The organism is Pleionea sediminis (genome assembly GCF_007570825.1).
GTDB classification, from domain to species: Bacteria; Pseudomonadota; Gammaproteobacteria; order Enterobacterales; family Kangiellaceae; genus Pleionea; species Pleionea sediminis.
Window position 1 is genome coordinate 1 of the sequence record NZ_SUNB01000002.1, and the last position, 18,947, is coordinate 18,947.

Below are 18,947 nucleotides of genomic sequence, written 5' to 3' on the forward strand. Positions count from 1 at the left end.
GGCTATTACTGACAAACTCCCATCCAAGGATCAAAGGTGCAAACCATGGCATGATGATCATTACTGCATAGATCGAAAGAACGCGTATTTTCCAGCCGCGACTCCCACTACTTTTTACAAACCAAATAGAGTTTATCAATATCGATAGCAGCAATACTGGTAAAAGAGCAATTATTCCTGCGCCACCATAAGTCATATTAGAGCCTTAACCCGCTAAACGGCATAACACTTAATTGAGGCGCGCGTATTTTGCGTCGTCTTTTCCAATATTTTGTTAAGTTTAATCACTACCAGCACTTCCATCAGAGAAACCTGTATCGAAGCCACCACTAAAATCACTTGAGGCCATACTTTCAACATTACCCCCGAAATAATTGTGTGCGATATCTTCGCGCATTGCTGTGTAGTCACAGGGTTCGCCCTGCTCTTTGTGCCACTTCTCGAAGTGCTTTTGGGATACGTAAAGCGCATGTGCATAACATATGTGGCGCCAGTTATATCCACAGTCCTGAACAGTTTTAACAACTTGCCCAGGCGTATATTGTTTTGACCTTCCATAGCGTTTCGCTAAATCTTTGCCAAGTCTATTAATGTAACTTTTAATCGCTCTTTTCTTTCTAATTCCAGCAAAAAAGTACATTGCTACTCCATGAAAACTTAACGCTTAAATCACGCGAGTGTTGTTATTCGCGTGCATTTTCTGGTTAGCACTCATTTTACAGGATATGTTGTAGCTTTGAACATGGCTCCTGCATTCAATGCTAAACTTTCGAGTTCTTTAAAATTGCTGCTATCGCCGACATAAATCAAATTTGCGCCAGCAAGTGATGCTTCATCAAATTCTGCTAGAGCTATTTTTAGTATAGAGAAATTCAAAGAGTGGTCAGCCCCAATAATCGCTAAGTTTGCATTAGACTTGGCAGCTTCAGATAGGTGGCGTTTAAGAGTTACAGATGTTGACTCAATAGGTGAATTTGCTGGGATATGAAACATGAAAAATTCAGTTTTTTCTTCTGCCACATATTTTCCAGCTTCCTGCATTGCCGCGTTTACATCGTATTTAGAAGTGCTCGTGCTAGGATTTGAAGCACACCCAACAATCGATACTAGTAAAAGACAAAATGTAATATTGAATAATTTCATGGAACTTCCTTTGTAGTGCTAACGCTTAAAAGCAGCATCAATTGCGAGGTACGCGCGATTGTATCGCTGACTTGATAAGTTATGTGTAAATTATAGACGATTGCAATATTCTTTCTGATAACCGAGTGGCTCTTTTCAAGAAAAAGACATTCAAGCAATGAGCAAGCGTTCTCGATTCAAGCGAGAGCAAATCATCCTTAATTTTATTCCAAATTTCCATGCAATAAAAAAGGCCGCATATTTCTATGCGGCCTTTCTAAATAATGGTGGGTTGTGCAGGATTCGAACCTGCGACCAATTGATTAAAAGTCAACTGCTCTACCGACTGAGCTAACAACCCAAATTGTGTCCCGAGTTTCTGAAGAAATTTGACAGTTCAACTACGTTTTTATGACTGCCCCTCTCGGTGAGACGCGTATTATGCTGATTCTGAAAATTAAATCAAGCGTTTTTTCGAAAAAACTTTCTATACGTATTATCTTGTTGAATTTGTGTTCAAACACTTGATTTTTTGATGATTTTTCACACGCTCATCTGACGCAACTGCTCAATTACCGTTTTCAATTCTGATATAGCATAGTCGATTTCTTCTTGAGTGGAAAACCGGCCAACACTGATTCGAATGGCATTGTGAGCCAATTCATTAGATACACCCATCGCTTTTAAAACGTAAGAAGGTTCGACGCTTGCAGAGTTACAGGCAGAGCCAGAGGACACAGCAAGAGAATGAAGTGACATTAATAGTGTTTCACCATCGACACCCGCAATACTAATGTTGAGAATTCCTGGCGCGGACGATTCTAAACTGCCATTTAGGCTGACACCTTCAATACTCGATAATTCAGACCATAGTTGCTGTTTAAAGCCCAACAACTTCTTTGCCTCTTCTTGCAATACATCACCAGCTTTTGCAAAGGCTTCGCCCATACCGACAATTTGATGCGTCGGTAAGGTACCCGAACGCATACCTCGCTCATGTCCACCACCATGAATGGCCGCTTCGATCTGTACATCGGGACTGCGACGGACATACAGCGCACCTATTCCTTTTGGCCCATACACTTTGTGACTCGAAAATGAGGCAAGGTCGATGGGCAGTTCTTTGACATTAAAAGGTATCTTACCAATGGCTTGTGCGGCATCGACGTGAAACAAAACCTGTGCGTCGCGACACACCTCTCCGATTCCTGCGATATTTTGAATGACGCCGGTCTCGTTGTTTACGGCCATGATAGATACCAGGATAGTGTCATCTTCGAGCGCATCTGCAACTTGCTCAGGTGTAATAATTCCCTGCTCATCAGGTTTCAAAAATGTAATGCGAAAGCCTTTTTGTTGCAGATATAGGCAAGTATCAATAACCGCCTTATGTTCTGTTTCTGAAGTAATAAGATGTTTGCCTTTTTCCTGATTTGCCAAAGCCGCGCCCTTAATCGCAAGATTATCGGACTCAGTTGCACCAGAGGTCCAAACAATTTCGCGCGGGTCGGCCTGAATAAGATCAGCCACTTGATTGCGCGCGATATCAACGGCCTCTTCAGCTTGCCACCCATAACGATGCGAGCGCGACGCCGGATTGCCAAACTGACCATCGAGTGTTAGAAAATCCATCATTTTCTTTGCAACGTCAGGATCCACCGGAGTGGTGGCTGCATAATCGAGATAAACAGGCTTTTTCATGGAAGACTTAACTAATTAACAATACTTTTAATTTTAACGGATGGCAGACCAGAGCCCAAGTTTAACTGGACTCGGGCTCGGCTTTATCATTCTGGTTGGCTTTCGCTTCGGCTGAATCAACGGTATCACTTTCACCGTTGAAATAGTCATCAAGAAAATCAGCCGCTTGAATTCCCGGTAGGGGTACGGTTTCAACTTGAAGGTTCGCCTTTTCGAGAGCTTCTCGGCAAATTTTTAATTGTTGATCGACGGCTCGACTGTGTTTGAGCATGCTCGATATAACTTGTGCAACGGGATCGTAGGCTAAAGAGCTGTCCCCATAAGCTTCGAATCCAATTAATTGTTCAATGCGTTTTCGATGTTGTGGATTGTTGCCTTGTCCGTCACGTACAACATGTCCTGGAATACCGATAACTGTCGCCCGCTCGGGAACATCTTTCACAACGACGGAGTTTGACCCAACGCGAGCGCCTTTTCCGATTGTAATGGGTCCCAAAACTTTTGCGCCTGCTCCAATCACTACATCATCTTCGAGTGTTGGATGACGCTTACCAGGATTCCAGGTTGTCCCGCCAAGGGTAACTCCATGGTACAACGTACAGTCGTCACCAATAACGGCCGTTTCACCAATAACAACGCCCGTTGCGTGGTCGATAAAAAATCGCCGGCCAATGGTCGCACCAGGATGAATTTCGACACCAGTTAACCAACGCGCCAACATCCCCAAAAACCGCGCAAGCCACTTTATGTTGTTTTTCCACAACCAGTGATTAATTCGATAAATCCAGATTGCCTGCATTCCAGGATAACAGGTAAGCACTTCAAACCAGTTTCGCGCCGCTGGATCTCGTTCAAAAACACTATGGATATCTTCTTTGAGTCGTTTAAACACGCTCTATTCCTTTTCCTCTCGTTGGGGGACGTACTTTTTTATCGACGCTAAAAATCCGCGCATCAATCTGATTTCGCTATCGGTCAGATCGGACTTATTGAATAGCCGTCGTATGCGCATGCGTATTTTGTTTGGCTTAAGTGGATTAAAAAACTCGGTATGTTCCATAACTTGTTGCAAATGTTCAAACATTTGCTCCACTTGTTCGCCGGTTGCTGGCAATTCACCGGGATCATCGCACTCAGGCTCGGGCATAATGATATCTTTGTTATCGAGCGCTGCTAATCGTAATTCGTACGCAATCAATTGAATCGCCGAGGCAACATTTAATGAAGAGTACTCAGGGTTAGTGGGTATGTAAACATGGTAATGGCACAAGGATAACTCTTCGTTGGTTAATCCTGAGTTTTCAGTGCCAAATAAAATAGCTACCGGCCGACGCTCAGGCTCAGCCGCGATTTTTCGCCCTAATTCTCTCGGCTCGATCATCGGCCAAGGCAAAGTACGGCTGCGCGCACTGGTTCCAACAATAATACGGTTTTCGGCGACGGCATCTTCGATAGAGTTATACACTTTGGCATTAGCCAAAATGTCATCTGCTCGCGAGGCGCGTCGTGTTGCCTCGGCACTGGGAAATTGCTTGGGATTAACTAACTTTAACTTCGACAATCCCATGGTTTTTAATGCACGGGCTGCTGCACCGATATTCCCAGGATGCGTTGTGTGAGAAAGAACAAATTCTATATCGTTTAACATAGCTACCTTAACCAAACCGATAATTCGCGGCGCATTTTAGCAGATGCATCTCCAGAAACGGGAATTCCGAACAAGAATATTCACATATTTAATAATTCTCGAGGTTAAGCGATTCAAAACTTCCCACTATTTTGGTAGAATCCGCGCCGAAATGAGTTGAATAGCGCAACTTATTGCTAATTTTCTAGCAAACGTTCTTATACAAGGTGGTCTTGATGCATCCATTGCAAACAATTGCAGTCCGTGCGGCGCGCGCGGCTGGCGACACGATTATGCGTGCAACCGAAAACATGGACAAAGTAAAAACCGACGTTAAAGGTCGTAACGATTTTGTCACCGATATCGACAAGCGTGCGGAAGAACGCATCATTGAGACCATTCAAAAAACCCACCCAAATCATGCCTTTCTTGGCGAAGAAAGTGGCGAACACCTCTCAGAAAACTCAGATAATGACGTTGTTTGGATTATCGATCCAATCGACGGTACAACCAATTTTATTCGCGGCATGCCGCATTTCTGTGTTTCCATTGCTGCCCAGGTTAAAGGCAAAATTGAAGTGGCTGTCGTCTACGACCCTGTGCGAGAAGAGTTATTCACAGCATCACGAGGCAACGGTGCCCAACTCAACGGTAAACGTATTCGAGTCAGCCAGGCGCGAGAATTACAACAAACCTTGCTGGCAACAGGCTTTCCTTTTCGCAGTGTTGAACAGTTCGATGAGTACATGACCGCTTTCAGTAAGCTTTATCCTAAATGTAGCGACATGCGTCGAGCTGGCTCTGCAGCACTAGATCTTGCCTATGTTGCAGCGGGTCGTTTTGACGGCTTTTGGGAATACGGTTTAAAGTGGTGGGATATCGCTGCGGGTAGTTTACTGGTTTCTGAAGCTGGCGGAATTGTCAGTGATTTAAAAGGTAATCCAAATTTTAAAAATGGCGAATCCATTTTGGCAGCCAACCCTAAAATCTTCAAAGCCATCTTAAATACACTCAAGTAATCTCCAGATTCAATATATCGACCGAAAATTTAATATCTGGTCGATATATCTGTTCGTACAACCTCTACAATCCTTCGACATTACTTATCCGACTATTGTACTCGGTTATTTACCCGAGTATTTTAGTCGGTTATACTAGCACTTAAACGTTAAGAGGCACGAAATATGAAACTCACTACCAAGGGTCGATATGCAGTCACTGCAATGCTTGATTTGGCCATTCACGCTGAAAGCAAGCCCATTACCCTGTCTGAAATTTCAGAACGCCAAGGTATTTCGCTCTCCTATTTGGAGCAGTTATTCGCCAAACTCCGGAAAAACGAGCTCGTAAAAAGTGTTCGCGGCCCGGGTGGCGGTTATCAATTATTTAATTCTCCTGCCGATATCGTCGTTGCGAAAGTCATCGATGCCGTCAATGAGTCAACGGATGTAACTGCTTGCGGTGGAAAAGGAAATTGCCACGACGGAAAACAATGCATTACTCATGACTTGTGGTGTGAGTTGAGCGAGCAGATTCATCAGTTTTTGTCGGGTATCACCTTACAAAATGTCATCGATAAACAAAAAGCGAAAGAAGAAGCTCAACGAGAAGATAACCTTCGACCGAGCGAACCCAACAACACATTTATTCTTTCGCAAGTAAGCTAATTGGCCTGGTTTCTGTTATAATTCGCGCCCTTAATTTTTGGTGCTAAATACCGAAACAGAACTAACGCCAGTTGAATGAATTACCTGTCATGATTCAGGTATAGGAGCAAGATTTCAATGTCAGACGAAGTCATTAACGAACGCATTGGTAAAGACTACAAAGCCGGGTTCGTCACTGAAGTTGACTCAGAAACCCTTCCGCCAGGATTGAATGAAGATGTCGTTCGCGCTATCTCAGCCAAAAAAGGCGAGCCTGAGTGGATGTTAGAGTGGCGTTTAAAAGCTTTTGAAGCCTGGAAAACAATGGAAGAACCCGATTGGGCTCATGTTAATTTTCCAAAGGTCGACTACCAGGAAATTTCTTACTTTTCTTCGCCGAAAAGTATGGAAGATAAACCCAAAAGTTTGGACGAAGTTGATCCTCAATTACTCGAAACTTATGAAAAATTGGGCATCCCATTGCATGAACAAGAAATTTTAGCGGGCGTTGCGGTCGACGCAGTTTTCGATTCGGTTTCAGTAGCAACGACATTCCGAGAAAAGCTGGAAGAAGCCGGAGTTATTTTCTGCCCTATTTCCGAAGCCGTTCACAAACACCCTGAGCTCGTAAAAAAATACTTAGGCACCGTGGTCCCAGTGCGCGATAATTTTTTCGCCGCTTTAAACTGCGCTGTGTTCAGTGATGGATCCTTTGTTTATATTCCGAAAGGCGTACGTTGCCCCATGGAACTCTCCACTTACTTCCGAATCAACGAAGCCAAAACAGGTCAGTTTGAGCGCACTCTAATCGTTGCCGAAGAAGGCAGTCACGTAAGTTATCTCGAAGGGTGTACAGCACCCATGCGTGATGAAAACCAGTTGCATGCAGCAGTCGTTGAGTTAGTTGCTTTAGATAACGCCGAAATTAAATATTCAACGGTACAAAACTGGTACCCGGGTGATGAAAACGGCAAAGGCGGAATATACAACTTTGTGACTAAACGTGGCGTTTGCCACAACAACGCAAAAATCAGTTGGACTCAAGTTGAAACAGGCTCTGCTGTGACCTGGAAGTACCCAAGCTGCATTTTGAAAGGCGACAACAGCATTGGCGAATTTTACTCGGTCGCCCTAACCAACAATATGCAACAAGCTGATACCGGTACCAAGATGATTCATCTTGGAAAAAATACCAAGTCGACCATTATCGCCAAAGGTATTTCAGCAGGAAAAAGTCAGTCGTCTTATCGAGGGCTTGTACGTATGAGTCCAATGGCTGAAGGCGCACGTAATTTTACCCAGTGCGATTCTTTGTTAATTGGTGATAAATGTGGCGCACATACTTTCCCTTATATCGAAAGTAAAAATCCATCTGCCGTCATTGAACATGAAGCAACAACATCGAAAGTCAGTGACGATCAAATGTTTCTTTGCCAACAACGCGGCATCGATCCAGAAAAAGCAGTTTCTATGATCGTCAACGGCTTCTGCAAAGAAGTTTTTAAAGAATTACCTATGGAGTTTGCAGTCGAAGCCGGCAAACTACTCGAAGTGAGCCTAGAAGGCTCTGTTGGTTAAATACATTTAGAATTTTCTGGCTGTCAGTTTTTAGCACAGACCATGATTGGAGTTAACACAGAATATGCTAAGCATTAATAATTTAGTCGCAGAAGTTGAAGGCAAAACTATTTTAAAGGGATTAAATCTCGAAGTTAAACCGGGAGAAGTTCACGCGATTATGGGCCCCAATGGTGCCGGTAAAAGTACTTTAGGCAATGTACTGGCGGGTCGCGAAAACTACGAAAAAACGGACGGAACTGTCACATTAGATGGCAAAGATATTTTCGAGTTAGAGCCAGAAGAACGCGCAGCAGAAGGTATGTTTTTGGCTTTTCAGTATCCGGTAGAAATTCCTGGTGTCAGCAATCTTGAATTTTTAAAAGCTTCTATTGATGCCATTTCAAAGTACCGTGGCGTTGAAGCTCCCGACTCGGTTTCATTTATGAAAAAAGCGAGAGAAGCCTGTAAAGCGGTTAATCTCGATCAAAACTTTTTAAAACGCGGTGTTAATGAAGGTTTTTCGGGTGGCGAGAAAAAGCGTAACGAAATTATGCAAATGATGTTGCTAGAACCTAAACTTTGCATACTCGATGAAACCGACTCTGGCCTTGATATTGATGCACTTCAAGTCGTCGCCAAAGGCGTTAACGAATTACGTTCACCTGATCGAGCCTTTGTTGTTGTTACCCATTATCAACGTCTTCTTGACTATATTGTTCCAGACTATGTGCATGTATTGGCGGATGGAAAAATTGTTAAATCGGGTGGTAAAGAGCTAGCGCTTGAGCTCGAAAAGAAAGGCTACAGCTGGTTAGAACAAGAGGTTGCATAATGAGTCAAGCAGTCGATTATATTCGCGAGTCCAGCGAACTGGCACAAACACTCGAAGCAAAAACAAAAACTGACTGGCTCGCCGATTTTCGGAAACAACGATTGAATGCTTTTGCTCATTCAAGTTTTCCTACTCGTAAAACAGAACATTTTAAGTACAATAACTTAAGCGCTCTCACACGTCAGTCTTTTGCTCGTCTTGCTGAAGCAGATTCTGGAGATATTAAATTACCAGAACTGGCAGAGCAACTTGACGCAGATCGTCTGGTGTTGGTGAATGGCGAATACGATTCATCGCTATCGAAACTTGAAGAACAAGCAATCACTTTCTACCGTGACGCAAATGCAGATCAAAAGGATTTTATTCTTGAGCAGCTCAACAAAAAGAACGATAAGAAAAATATATTTAGCTTACTAAATGACAGCTTGACCCAAGACGGTATTTTAATCGAGTTCAATCAAGCTCAAACTAAACCATTACATATTATTTACGTTGCAACGGAGTCTGCACAACAAAAGACAACGTTTGCTAATTGTCTGATTAGGGTTGCTGCCAATTGTCAGGCAACGGTTGTCGAACACTTCGCTACGAATAAAGACGCAACTGACAATAGCTTGTTTAATCAATCTACTCAATGTGTACTCAATGATAACGCTCACTTGAATCATTATCGCTTACATCTTGAAGAAGAGCATACCATTCATTTTGGCGAGCTCGACTTCTGGCTTGACGCACACTCTCAACTAAACAGTTTTCATGTTGGACTCGGTAGCCAAATCAAACGTCTTGATATCAATGTTTATCATCAAGCATCGGGCTCTCATGCTGACTTAAATGGTGTTTATCTGTCAAATGCTCAACAACAGATTGATTACCATACCAATGTTGAACACCGCGTTCCTCATTGTACAACTCAAGAGATCTTCCGTGGCATTGTTGGCGGTAGCTCGAAAGCCGTTTTTAATGGCCGCATTCATATTCTCCAGGACGCGCAAAAAACGTTGGCCGAGTTAAGTAATAAAAATTTATTGTTATCGAATAAAGCGGAAATCAACACTAAGCCCGAGCTTGAAATTTATGCCGATGATGTGCAATGCGCCCATGGCGCGACTGTGGCAAAAATGGATGAAACGTCTTTATTTTATCTTCAGTCTCGGGGTATACCAAAGTCTCAAGCCGAATTAATGTTAAGTTTTGGTTTCATTAACGAACTTATTGATGGATTAAAACACCAAGCTGTAGGCGATTATCTCCGCCCTATTCTTGCTAATCTATTTGAGCAAGCAGCATGATTAAATCAGTAAACCTTGAGGTATTTAAATGACAAACGCTTTGGCAGAAAACAAGAAAGCCATCGATTTTGCGGCGATACGGCAAGACTTTCCCATTTTGCATCAGGAAGTCCATGGTCAGCCTCTGGTTTATCTTGATAACGCTGCGTCAACCCAAAAGCCCAATTTGGTGATCGATTCGATAAAACACTACTACGAACACGATCATTCTAATGTTCATCGCGGAGCCCACGCCCTTAGTGATCGTGCAACCGCAAAGTTTGAGCACGCGCGGGAGAATGTCCAGCGTTTTATCAATGCAGCCAAACGAGAAGAGATTATCTGGACACGCGGAACAACGGAAAGCATCAACTTGGTTGCTAACAGTTTCGGCCGTGCATCATTAACTTCAGGCGATGAAATTTTGGTTTCAGCCATGGAACATCACTCCAATATTGTGCCTTGGCAAATGGTTTGCGAACAAACAGGCGCGACACTGAAGGTGATTCCAGTTAATGAATGTGGCGAAATCGAGTTCGATCAATATGTGGCAATGCTTAATGAAAAAGTTAAGTTGATTTCTATTGGTCATGTATCCAACGCTCTTGGCAGTATTAATCCAGTCAAACAAATGATTGCCGAGGCTCGTAAGTTCGATATAAAAATCATGGTCGATGGTGCTCAAGCGGCTCCGCATTTCGATATTGATGTACAAAATCTAGATTGCGACTTCTATGCGTTTTCTGGCCACAAAGTGTTTGGCCCTACTGGCATTGGCATTTTATACGGTAAAGAACAATTGCTCGAATCCATGACGCCATATCAAGGCGGTGGCGAAATGATTGAAGTCGTGAGTTTTGATGGTACTACTTACAATGAGCTACCTTATAAATTTGAAGCTGGCACTCCCAACATTGCCGGCGCAATTGGACTTTCAGCAGCAATAGACTATTTAGCTCAATTTGATCGAAATGCACTTCAAGCTTATGAAGATCAATTATTAGCTTTTGCTACTGAACAAGCTAAGTCGGTAGAAGAATTGAAACTTGTCGGCACTGCAAAAGAAAAAACAGGCGTCATGAGCTTTTTATTACAAGGAGCTCATCCTAATGATGTCGGTATGTTATTAGATCAACAAGGTGTCGCTGTTCGAACTGGACATCATTGCGCCATGCCAATAATGAAACAGTTCGGCATACCAGGAACCATTCGTGCTTCATTCGCTTTTTATAATAACGAAGACGATGTGGTTCGACTTTTCAATGCATTAAACAAAGCGAAAAGCTTTCTTTTATAGTTGAGGAATTTATGACAGTCGAAACATTTTCTCCCAATGATGTTGACCTGACCATGACTGACAAAGCAATTCGTCATTTTCAACGTCAGCTTAACACTCGCTCTGAAAAAGCAGTCCGACTTTGGGTTAAAGAGAGCGGCTGCTCTGGGTTTATGTATGAGATGGATTTTGTCGACACACCAGAAGCCGATGATAAAACTTATTCCTTCGGAGGTGTGACTTTGTTTGTCTCTAAAGAAGCATTACCGATTTTGCAAGGCACAGAAATTGACTATGTGACCGAAGGTGTAAACAGTAATATTCAATTTAATAATCCCAATGCCAAAGCTATGTGCGGTTGTGGCGAAAGTTTTACACTTTAAAAATACAGAGGTTTTTTAATGGAACGTAAAATGGTCGTCACTCAACGTGACTGTCCAGCTCGACTGGTGCCCGCTGGTACAAAGATTTCGATACCTAAAGATACTTTTCTAACGATCACTCAATCGTTAGGCGGCAACTACACGGTTGCAGTTAATGGTAATCTTGCCAGAATTGATGGTACAGATGCCGATGCTATTGGTATGAAAGCACAGTCCTTTAATTTTGATACTCCAGCAGATGGCAGCATTGATGAATCGCAAGTATGGGATGCATTAAAGACTATTTTCGATCCCGAAATTCCAGTCAACCTGGTTGATCTTGGATTGATCTACGACGTCATTATTCAGCAAGAATCAAAATCAGTCGATATTAATATGACGCTCACTGCGCCGGGCTGTGGGATGGGACCTGTATTAGTCAGCGATGTGAAATACCGTGTGGCAAAAGTGCCTAATGTTGAGTCGGTTAATGTTGAGTTAGTGTTTGATCCTCCTTGGTCTCGAGAAATGATGTCGGAAGAAGCCCAACTTGAAACGGGTATGTTTTTCTAAACAGAACAATATAGGTTAGTAATAAGATATGAGTAATCCTTTCGGTAAAACTATCACCAGCGACGATATTATCGAAGATTTAAGTTTTTTCGACAGCTGGGAAGACCGCTATCGGTATATTATTGATTTAGGTAAACAATTGCCTGAAATTGATGACTCATTAAAAACGGATGAACGTTTGGTGCGTGGCTGCCAAAGCCAGGTTTGGTTAGAGCCCTATTTTGAAAATGATACCCTATCTTTCGATGTTGACAGTGATGCTCATATCGTTCGTGGCTTATTGGCCATGGTAATGAGCGCTTACAATTATAAATCACCCAATGATGTGATTGACTTTGATATCGAGAGCTTCTTTGGAAAAATCGATCTTGTAAAACACTTAAGTCCAACTCGCGGAAATGGATTGCGAGCCATGGTTAAGCGCATTCAGTCTATTGCACAAGAAAAAGCATCGTAAGCGAGTATTCGGTCAGGCCAGACACGCCAGTTTGGCCTTTGTCAGTTCTCTCCCTCATACACCTTCAGAGCATAAATCTATTACTACCTGTATTGCGACCTTGATAAAAAGCCCCTTACCTCAAAACAAGGCGCAGATTTATAAGTTGCTCCGTTGAGTTTCTAATTTGGTTATTGCTTGCTGATACTGTTGCATTAAGTCCTTTTCGAGATTTGAAAGATCTTCAATAATGGGAATAATTGCCCCCTGCTGTCCATAAAGAACATCTAGTGCACGTTGTCGCTGGTTCAAATACATGGCTTGATGGACATGAATTTGATGCAAAATTTCAATGGTATCGTAATTGATGTCATCGAGTACGCCACTGGCATCAGCAAGATTCCAGCTACTGTCACTTAATCGCGCTGTTTTTAATTGAATACCACTCATTAAACGTAGCTCTAATTGATCGCCATTAACTTTGAGTGTTCCTTGTGACTGCTCAATCTTAAATGAATAACGATCATCATCAATTTTAACCAACATCAACTTACTGTCATCGAAAAACCAACCATTTTCTCGAAACAAATTTAATAGGCTAGTTCTAATGGCCATTAAATTACTGAGGTCAAGATTCACATCTTTTAACGAAACAGACAATGATAATCGTCCTCCTTTGTACAACTCCTCAATCTGTTGCTTTCGATAATTGGCAACTGCCTTGAGCTGTTCCGAGTTTTCTCGATATTCATTGAGAGCAGCCGTTAATACATGGTGAATATTCTTATTCACTTCTCGTTGTGCGTGCCAATCGTTAACAAATAAAGCAATAAGAACACCCACAACAATTATCAGAAGCTCAACGAAGACTTTAGGAAAGTGCTCTTTAATGATTTTAAGCATTTATACAGGCCTTTGCATTTTAAACTAAGACTAAACCCTAATAATGAAAGACGATAAATTTCAATTCAAGTACTAAATTTCTTAATCAATTAAACACTATGAGAGTAACCACGCCCACAAACTTCTATATAGACAAAACTCAATAGGATTAAATATTAATGAGAATTTCAGTTGCATGTCGGATTAGAATGCATTACAACGAGCAATATAACATAGGAGAGTAAGTATTTTTAAAGGCTCAATTGATGACAATAAATAAAAGCCGACAAATCAATCTGCGATATGCAAGCCTAGCTCTGTTTGCTTTATTGTTCGTCTGTTCACTCACACTGCCCTTTACGAAGAACCTTCACTTCAGTAACGACTTTCGAGTCTACTTTAGTGGCGAAAATCCTCAACTTAAAGCATTTGAGCAATTCGAAGCTGAATTTAGTTCTCACGATAGCATCTTTTTAGTCGCCTACTCAAAAACAAACTCCTGGCTTGAATCGGAACAGATGCAAAAAATTCATCAGTTTACTGAATTATTCTGGGAACTACCTTCGACTACACGCGTCAACTCGTTAAGTAATCATCAATACTCTTACGCCATCGAAGACACTCTGTATACGAAAAGCCTTATCGATTACTCCAAAATCCCAAGTGAGCTTAAAGCTGCTATCGATAATGATCAACAATTACAAAATACGTATTTATCGCCAGATGAATCTGTGACATTGATTCAAGCCGTATTAGAGTTTGATAAAAATAATCCTGAGATTGCAAAGTCAATTTACGGAGAAGCTAAAGACCTTGTTCGTCAATGGCGAGAAGACTATCCCGATCTGGAACTGTATTTAGGTGGCTCAGTTGTTTCAAATGTCACTTTAGAATCGGCTGTAAAAAATGATTTGATATTACTGGTTCCCATTAGTTACCTGGTAATATCGATAGGACTGTTATTCTTCTTACGGTCAATCAAAGCGACTATCATTACACTTGTGGTCGTGACGCTTAGTATTATTTTTACGTTCTCAATTTTTTCATTATTTAAGCAAGAGTTAACGCCGGTTGCTGGTTTTGTTCCTTCGGTGATACTCACATTAGCCGTGGCCGATTGCGTCCATTACATAACGAGTTACCGCTATTTAATAATAAATGAGGGATTGAGCGAACAACAGGCCAATCATGAAGCGTTCAATATCAATCTAAAACCAATCACAATTACCAGCCTCACTACGGCTATTGGAGTTTTATTTTTAAATTTTAGCGACTCGCCTCCGTATCGTGATCTTGGCAATATGGTAGCGATTGGCGTAACACTCGCTTGGCTACTGACCATTACCCTGTTACCTGTCGTACTCGTTAAGTTCCCCATTGCTTATAAAGCTCATTCATCGTCATCAAAAGAATGGCTTCAAAATTTTTCTCATTGGATTAGAAGCAATCAAAAATTAATTCTTATCAGTACGGTGCTCTTAATATTATTAAGTGTTTCAGGACTCTCAAAACTCACAATCAGCGAAAATTGGAGCAAATACTTTTCCGAATCCTTTGAGTTAACCAAAACAGTAAATCTGCTAAAAGAGAAGTTCTCGAGACTTCACCGCTATGAGCTGGTTATTGACTCTAACTCCGATGGTAACGTGAACTCTCCGCAATATTTAAATGTGCTAAATGAATTTTTAAACTATCTCGAAAGTCAGTCCGAAGTTAGACATATTCAAAGCTATGGCTATATCTTAAAGCGCTTAAATCAAAATATGCACGGAGATGATCAAGCATATTATAAAATGCCGGACTCTCGAGAACTGGCGAGTCAATATCTATTACTTTATGAGCTTTCTTTACCACAAGGACTTGGCGTCAACTCATTTATCAATACAAAGCGTTCTGCAGCCAGAACAAGTATCGCATTAGAACCGATGGATTCTGAGCAACTGCTGGCATTTGAGAACAAAATACAAACCTACTTCCAAAACTTGACTCAGGGTACAAATTATCAATTACAGATTTCAGGAATGGATCATATCTTTGCGCATATTGCCCAGAGAAATATCTACCAAATGATTTTAGGGAGCGCCATCGCTTTAATAATTATAAGTCTGCTCATCGGCGCAGTATTAAAATCTGTTAAATACGGTCTTGTCAGCTTAATACCCAACTTATTTCCTGGTTTAATTGCCTATGGGCTATGGGGATTCTCGATAGGTTATATTGATTTGGCACTATCCGTCGTAATCTGCATGAGTTTGGGGATAATCGTCGACGACACTGTTCATTTTTTATCCAAGTACGCTCATGCAAAAACTAAACTCTTACAATCGTGTGAAGCATCTCTTGATTACGCATTTCATATCGTTGGAAAAGCACTTATCACAACAACCGTTATTCTGGTCGCTGGGTTTTCAACAGTCATAGCTTCTCCGCTAACGCCAACATCGAACACCGGTGCTTTATTATGCATTACCCTTATCGCTGCCTTGATAATTGATTTTACCTTGCTGCCAATCACACTGTACTGGTTAGACAAACGCAAACAAGACTCTTCAGAAGGCCACTCAAAGAATTGTTAACCGAATTTATTGCTATAGTTGACTTTTTAGCGTTCATTAATGATAATAATTATCATTATCGCACTATTTCAGGCACAAGGAAGGTGTTTTATTATCCAAATTCACCGTATAATAGCGCCCAATTTTAAGTAACAGCAACGACCGATTTAGTAACTAGCATGAAGAATTTAAACGTTGAAACCGTTTTAGATGTTCACCACTGGAGTGACAAACTATTCAGTTTTAAAACGACTCGCAGTCAAGGGTTGAAGTTTCGCAATGGCGAATTTGTCATGATTGGGCTGCCCCAATTGGATAAACCCATTGTACGCGCATACAGCATAGCCAGCCCTAATTATGAAGAGCACCTTGAGTTCTTCAGTATTAAAGTTCCTGATGGTAAGCTAACTTCCAGATTGCAACATTTATCCAAGGGCGAACAAATTGTTGTTAGTAAAAAGCCAACGGGCACCTTGGTCATTGATGATCTAAAACCAGGCAAACGCTTATTTTTATTTGCAACCGGAACAGGACTCGCGCCTTTCATAAGCATCATTCAAGATCCCGAAACTTATGAAAAATTCGAAACCATTATTTTGTGTCATGGCGTTCGCCACATTAAAGAACTGGCTTATCGAGAATTTATAGAAACAGAATTACCTGCCCATGAATACATCGGTGAGTTCGTCCGTAACCAATTAATTTATTACCCGACGGTTACACGTGAACCATTTCAAAACTCAGGTCGACTAACAACCTCCATTGAAGACGGCTCACTTTTCAAAAATCTATCGATGAATGAACTGGATCCTGTGACGGATAGAGCCATGATTTGTGGCAATCCAGACATGTTAAAAGACATATCTAACCTATTAGATGCAAAAGGATTTGAAATTAGTCCTAAAATTGGGTTACAAGGCGACTACGTTATCGAACGAGCCTTTGTTGAATAGGCCTCATTAAAAAAGGCGATTAATTAAATCGCCTTTTTATTAGCCTAAAAAACTTAAGCTATTTGTGACATTTCATTAATATTGATCAACTCGGCATAAACACCATTCCACAAATCAATACGGCTTTGTAAAACTCTTTCTGCAGTATCTAAACAATCTTGATATTTTGCATTACTATTATCACAAAGTCTCGTTAGCATTTGTGTTGCCAGAGGCCCATGTTCATCGCCATCGACTTCAATGTGACGCTCAAAATATCGAATTAATGTGTAAGTATTATCAGGATGATCACGATTGATATTCCGAACTAGTTCGACAAACATTGAAGGAATTAAATTTTCTCGACCAATGGTGAAAGCTGCAGCTATTTCATGCAGCTCTCCGTTCTCAACAATGTCCAATGTTGTATTAACAAATTGCTCAACAGAAGGCGGTAACGATGAAATCACCGAATGATAATCATCACCACTCATTACGGCCTCAAGTAGCATATCTATCGCTGAAGTGTCAGCATCACACTCTTTCATCGCTTGAATGTACCATTCAAAATGTGACAGTCCACCTACCACTTCGTCCGACTCCTCACCTAAAACAATTTCATTAATCATTTTACGAACGGCGGGATCTCCTACCGGATACCAAGGTACAGAAACATTGGTTAATTTTACTTGCAAAGCTTTTAGCAATGACATGAAGTCCCAAACTGCGAAAACATGATGTTGCATAAAAAGAGACATGTCATCAAGAGAATAAATCGAGCAGTATAAAGGATGAGAAACTAATTGCTGGTTTAATGCTTTGATGGACTCAGTTTTAAAATTCAACATTGGACAACTCCTCAAGTAGCTATTTTTAAGCTAGCGCTTTGAGAGAATTCGTTCAACTAAATAAATTTAAAATCTCTATGGAGTTCATTATTTACAGATAAGATATCTTTTTGGCGAGATGGATTTTATGATTTTTCTAAGCACTTCAAATAAAATACTGCAAAGTGAAAAAGTTAGCAAGAGTGATCGAGTTAAATTATTTGAAAAAATTATCTCTATCCTTTAAAACTATTTGTCCACGATGTTTTAAAATTCAAAAACAGCAAAGCTTCCTATGAACAAACATATTTAACACTTAACAAAGAGAGCATTAAAAATGAAGTTTTGAAAACTTAGCCTTGAAGATACTTTTTCTTTGAAGACTTTTCAATTATTTGATAATAAATACTGTCCCAAAGCATGTGCTTTAGTTCAAGTAATTTCGCTGCGACATGAATACAACGGGCAAAATTTTGAGAGTCATTGTTACACAAGCGACTTAATAAATTAATTGCCGTGACTTTCTGCTCTTCATGAATTGGACGCGACTGTACTTCAAGAAAATAGCGTAAAGAATTTGCACGATTTAAGACGTGACTATTGATTCCGAATAATAACTGCTTAGCAAATAATGGCTCAACAACCCAAACGCCTAAGAAAAAGGCGGCAGCAATATCGACAATACGACCACTCATTGCCGTTTGTACGATATTGTGTACGTATCTTTGTGCGGCAAAGTCTAATGAATCAATAATAGATGCGTAATTGCCGTATTGTTGGATGTTATCCAGCATGCATTCCATATAAGCGGTATCAACAGAATTATCGTGCATCACTTGCATGTACCACTCAAGCCTCGATAATCCACCAACATCCGGATTCGATTCAAAATGAATCACCAAGTCATTCACTAACTTGCGCCCCATCGGATCATCGGTTGGCGACCAAAGGATTTCATGATTGGTAAAGTTAGCTTGCAACGCTTTGACCAACGTCATGGTACTCCATTCAACAAAGACATATTGACTAGTAAAAATTTCGAGATCTTCATGAGATTGAATAGACTTTAATAAGGGATGCTCTGTTAATAACTCACAGAGTGATTTCAAGTGGGGATCGTCGAACGTCAACATGGCTACTACCTCTTACAGCTCATAAGTATAAGCTTACGCCGCATTCCACACCGTTCAAGGTTTGTGCCTAAATTTACGGAAATTGCTCACGGATTAAACAGCTTTAATTTCAATATTGAGATGCAAATCATATTCAAAAGAAAAATTTCTCAATTAAATTTAAGCTGGCATGAGTTATGCGCCACGATTACAGTGAGAGCCAAAAGGAGATT

20 protein-coding genes and 1 tRNA gene are annotated in these 18,947 nt (G+C 41.0%); 11 read left to right on the forward strand and 10 right to left on the reverse strand.

Translation table 11 applies throughout. The features are described 5' to 3' along the window. The 7 genes from FAX86_RS22505 to FAX86_RS09875 form a co-directional block, all read right to left on the reverse strand. The coding region (locus tag FAX86_RS22505; protein ID WP_205859175.1) for a hypothetical protein at positions 1–196 on the reverse strand (196 nt) is incomplete at its 3' end. Between the two features lie 84 nt (positions 197–280). Next, positions 281–640 (reverse strand): DUF6559 family protein, encoded by a 360-nt coding sequence (locus FAX86_RS09850; protein WP_144393249.1) that lies wholly within the window; start codon positions 638–640, stop codon positions 281–283. 71 nt (positions 641–711) lie between these two features. Then, positions 712–1,143, reverse strand: coding sequence for a hypothetical protein (locus FAX86_RS09855; RefSeq protein WP_144393250.1), 432 nt, complete (start codon positions 1,141–1,143; stop codon positions 712–714). A gap of 264 nt (positions 1,144–1,407) precedes the next feature. After that, positions 1,408–1,483: transfer RNA gene (locus tag FAX86_RS09860), tRNA-Lys, on the reverse strand. Positions 1,484–1,665: 182 nt separating this feature from the next. After that, positions 1,666–2,823 carry an IscS subfamily cysteine desulfurase gene (locus FAX86_RS09865; RefSeq protein WP_144393251.1) on the reverse strand — a complete coding sequence of 386 codons (1,158 nt, stop codon included), beginning with the start codon at positions 2,821–2,823 and terminating at the stop codon, positions 1,666–1,668. A gap of 61 nt (positions 2,824–2,884) precedes the next feature. After that, positions 2,885–3,715, reverse strand: a complete 831-nt coding sequence (gene cysE, locus FAX86_RS09870; RefSeq protein ID WP_144393252.1) for a serine O-acetyltransferase — start codon at positions 3,713–3,715, stop codon at positions 2,885–2,887. A 3-nt stretch (positions 3,716–3,718) separates the two neighbouring features. Continuing rightward, entirely contained in the window at positions 3,719–4,471 is a 753-nt protein-coding gene (locus FAX86_RS09875; RefSeq protein WP_144393253.1) for an RNA methyltransferase, read from the reverse strand. A gap of 215 nt (positions 4,472–4,686) precedes the next feature. On the opposite strand from FAX86_RS09875, the gene suhB reads away from it, so the two are divergent. The 9 genes from suhB (at position 4,687) to FAX86_RS09920 (ending at position 12,427) form a co-directional block, all read left to right on the forward strand. Beyond that, positions 4,687–5,469 carry an inositol-1-monophosphatase gene (gene suhB, locus FAX86_RS09880; RefSeq protein WP_144393254.1) on the forward strand — a complete coding sequence of 261 codons (783 nt, stop codon included), beginning with the start codon at positions 4,687–4,689 and terminating at the stop codon, positions 5,467–5,469. A 165-nt stretch (positions 5,470–5,634) separates the two neighbouring features. Then, positions 5,635–6,117, forward strand: a complete 483-nt coding sequence (gene iscR, locus FAX86_RS09885) for a Fe-S cluster assembly transcriptional regulator IscR (protein ID WP_144393255.1) — start codon at positions 5,635–5,637, stop codon at positions 6,115–6,117. Positions 6,118–6,234: 117 nt separating this feature from the next. Then, positions 6,235–7,674 (forward strand): Fe-S cluster assembly protein SufB, encoded by a 1,440-nt coding sequence (sufB, locus tag FAX86_RS09890; RefSeq protein WP_144393256.1) that lies wholly within the window; start codon positions 6,235–6,237, stop codon positions 7,672–7,674. A gap of 64 nt (positions 7,675–7,738) precedes the next feature. Then, positions 7,739–8,488, forward strand: coding sequence for a Fe-S cluster assembly ATPase SufC (gene sufC, locus FAX86_RS09895; protein ID WP_144393257.1), 750 nt, complete (start codon positions 7,739–7,741; stop codon positions 8,486–8,488). Then, a complete protein-coding gene (gene sufD / locus FAX86_RS09900) occupies positions 8,488–9,780 on the forward strand; it encodes a Fe-S cluster assembly protein SufD (RefSeq protein WP_144393258.1) in 1,293 nt (430 codons plus the stop codon). Before sufC ends, sufD begins: the two co-directional genes overlap by 1 nt. A 28-nt stretch (positions 9,781–9,808) precedes the next feature. Further along, positions 9,809–11,056, forward strand: a complete 1,248-nt coding sequence (locus FAX86_RS09905; RefSeq protein ID WP_144393259.1) for an aminotransferase class V-fold PLP-dependent enzyme — start codon at positions 9,809–9,811, stop codon at positions 11,054–11,056. 11 nt (positions 11,057–11,067) lie between these two features. After that, positions 11,068–11,418, forward strand: coding sequence for a HesB/IscA family protein (locus FAX86_RS09910; protein WP_144393260.1), 351 nt, complete (start codon positions 11,068–11,070; stop codon positions 11,416–11,418). An 18-nt stretch (positions 11,419–11,436) separates the two neighbouring features. Next, entirely contained in the window at positions 11,437–11,970 is a 534-nt protein-coding gene (gene sufT / locus FAX86_RS09915) for a putative Fe-S cluster assembly protein SufT (RefSeq protein ID WP_144393261.1), read from the forward strand. A gap of 28 nt (positions 11,971–11,998) precedes the next feature. Further along, complete coding sequence (locus FAX86_RS09920) at positions 11,999–12,427, forward strand: SufE family protein (protein ID WP_144393262.1); 429 nt, start codon at positions 11,999–12,001, stop codon at positions 12,425–12,427. Between the two features lie 138 nt (positions 12,428–12,565). Here the strand turns inward: FAX86_RS09920 and FAX86_RS09925 are convergent, their stop codons facing one another. Next, complete coding sequence (locus FAX86_RS09925; protein ID WP_144393263.1) at positions 12,566–13,309, reverse strand: hypothetical protein; 744 nt, start codon at positions 13,307–13,309, stop codon at positions 12,566–12,568. Between the two features lie 245 nt (positions 13,310–13,554). Between FAX86_RS09925 and FAX86_RS09930 the strand changes: the two genes are divergently transcribed. Both FAX86_RS09930 and FAX86_RS09935 read left to right on the forward strand, forming a co-directional pair. Next, positions 13,555–15,864 carry an efflux RND transporter permease subunit gene (locus tag FAX86_RS09930; protein ID WP_144393264.1) on the forward strand — a complete coding sequence of 770 codons (2,310 nt, stop codon included), beginning with the start codon at positions 13,555–13,557 and terminating at the stop codon, positions 15,862–15,864. Between the two features lie 158 nt (positions 15,865–16,022). Further along, positions 16,023–16,796, forward strand: coding sequence for a ferredoxin--NADP reductase (locus FAX86_RS09935; RefSeq protein WP_144393265.1), 774 nt, complete (start codon positions 16,023–16,025; stop codon positions 16,794–16,796). A gap of 53 nt (positions 16,797–16,849) precedes the next feature. Here FAX86_RS09935 and FAX86_RS09940 read toward each other — a convergent pair whose 3' ends face one another. Together FAX86_RS09940 and FAX86_RS09945 are read right to left on the reverse strand one after the other, a co-directional pair. Then, a complete protein-coding gene (locus FAX86_RS09940) occupies positions 16,850–17,623 on the reverse strand; it encodes a DUF3050 domain-containing protein (protein ID WP_144393266.1) in 774 nt (257 codons plus the stop codon). A 332-nt stretch (positions 17,624–17,955) separates the two neighbouring features. Then, on the reverse strand, positions 17,956–18,735 hold the full coding sequence (locus FAX86_RS09945) for a DUF3050 domain-containing protein (RefSeq protein WP_144393267.1): 780 nt from the start codon (positions 18,733–18,735) through the stop codon (positions 17,956–17,958). Positions 18,736–18,947 lie beyond the last annotated feature (212 nt).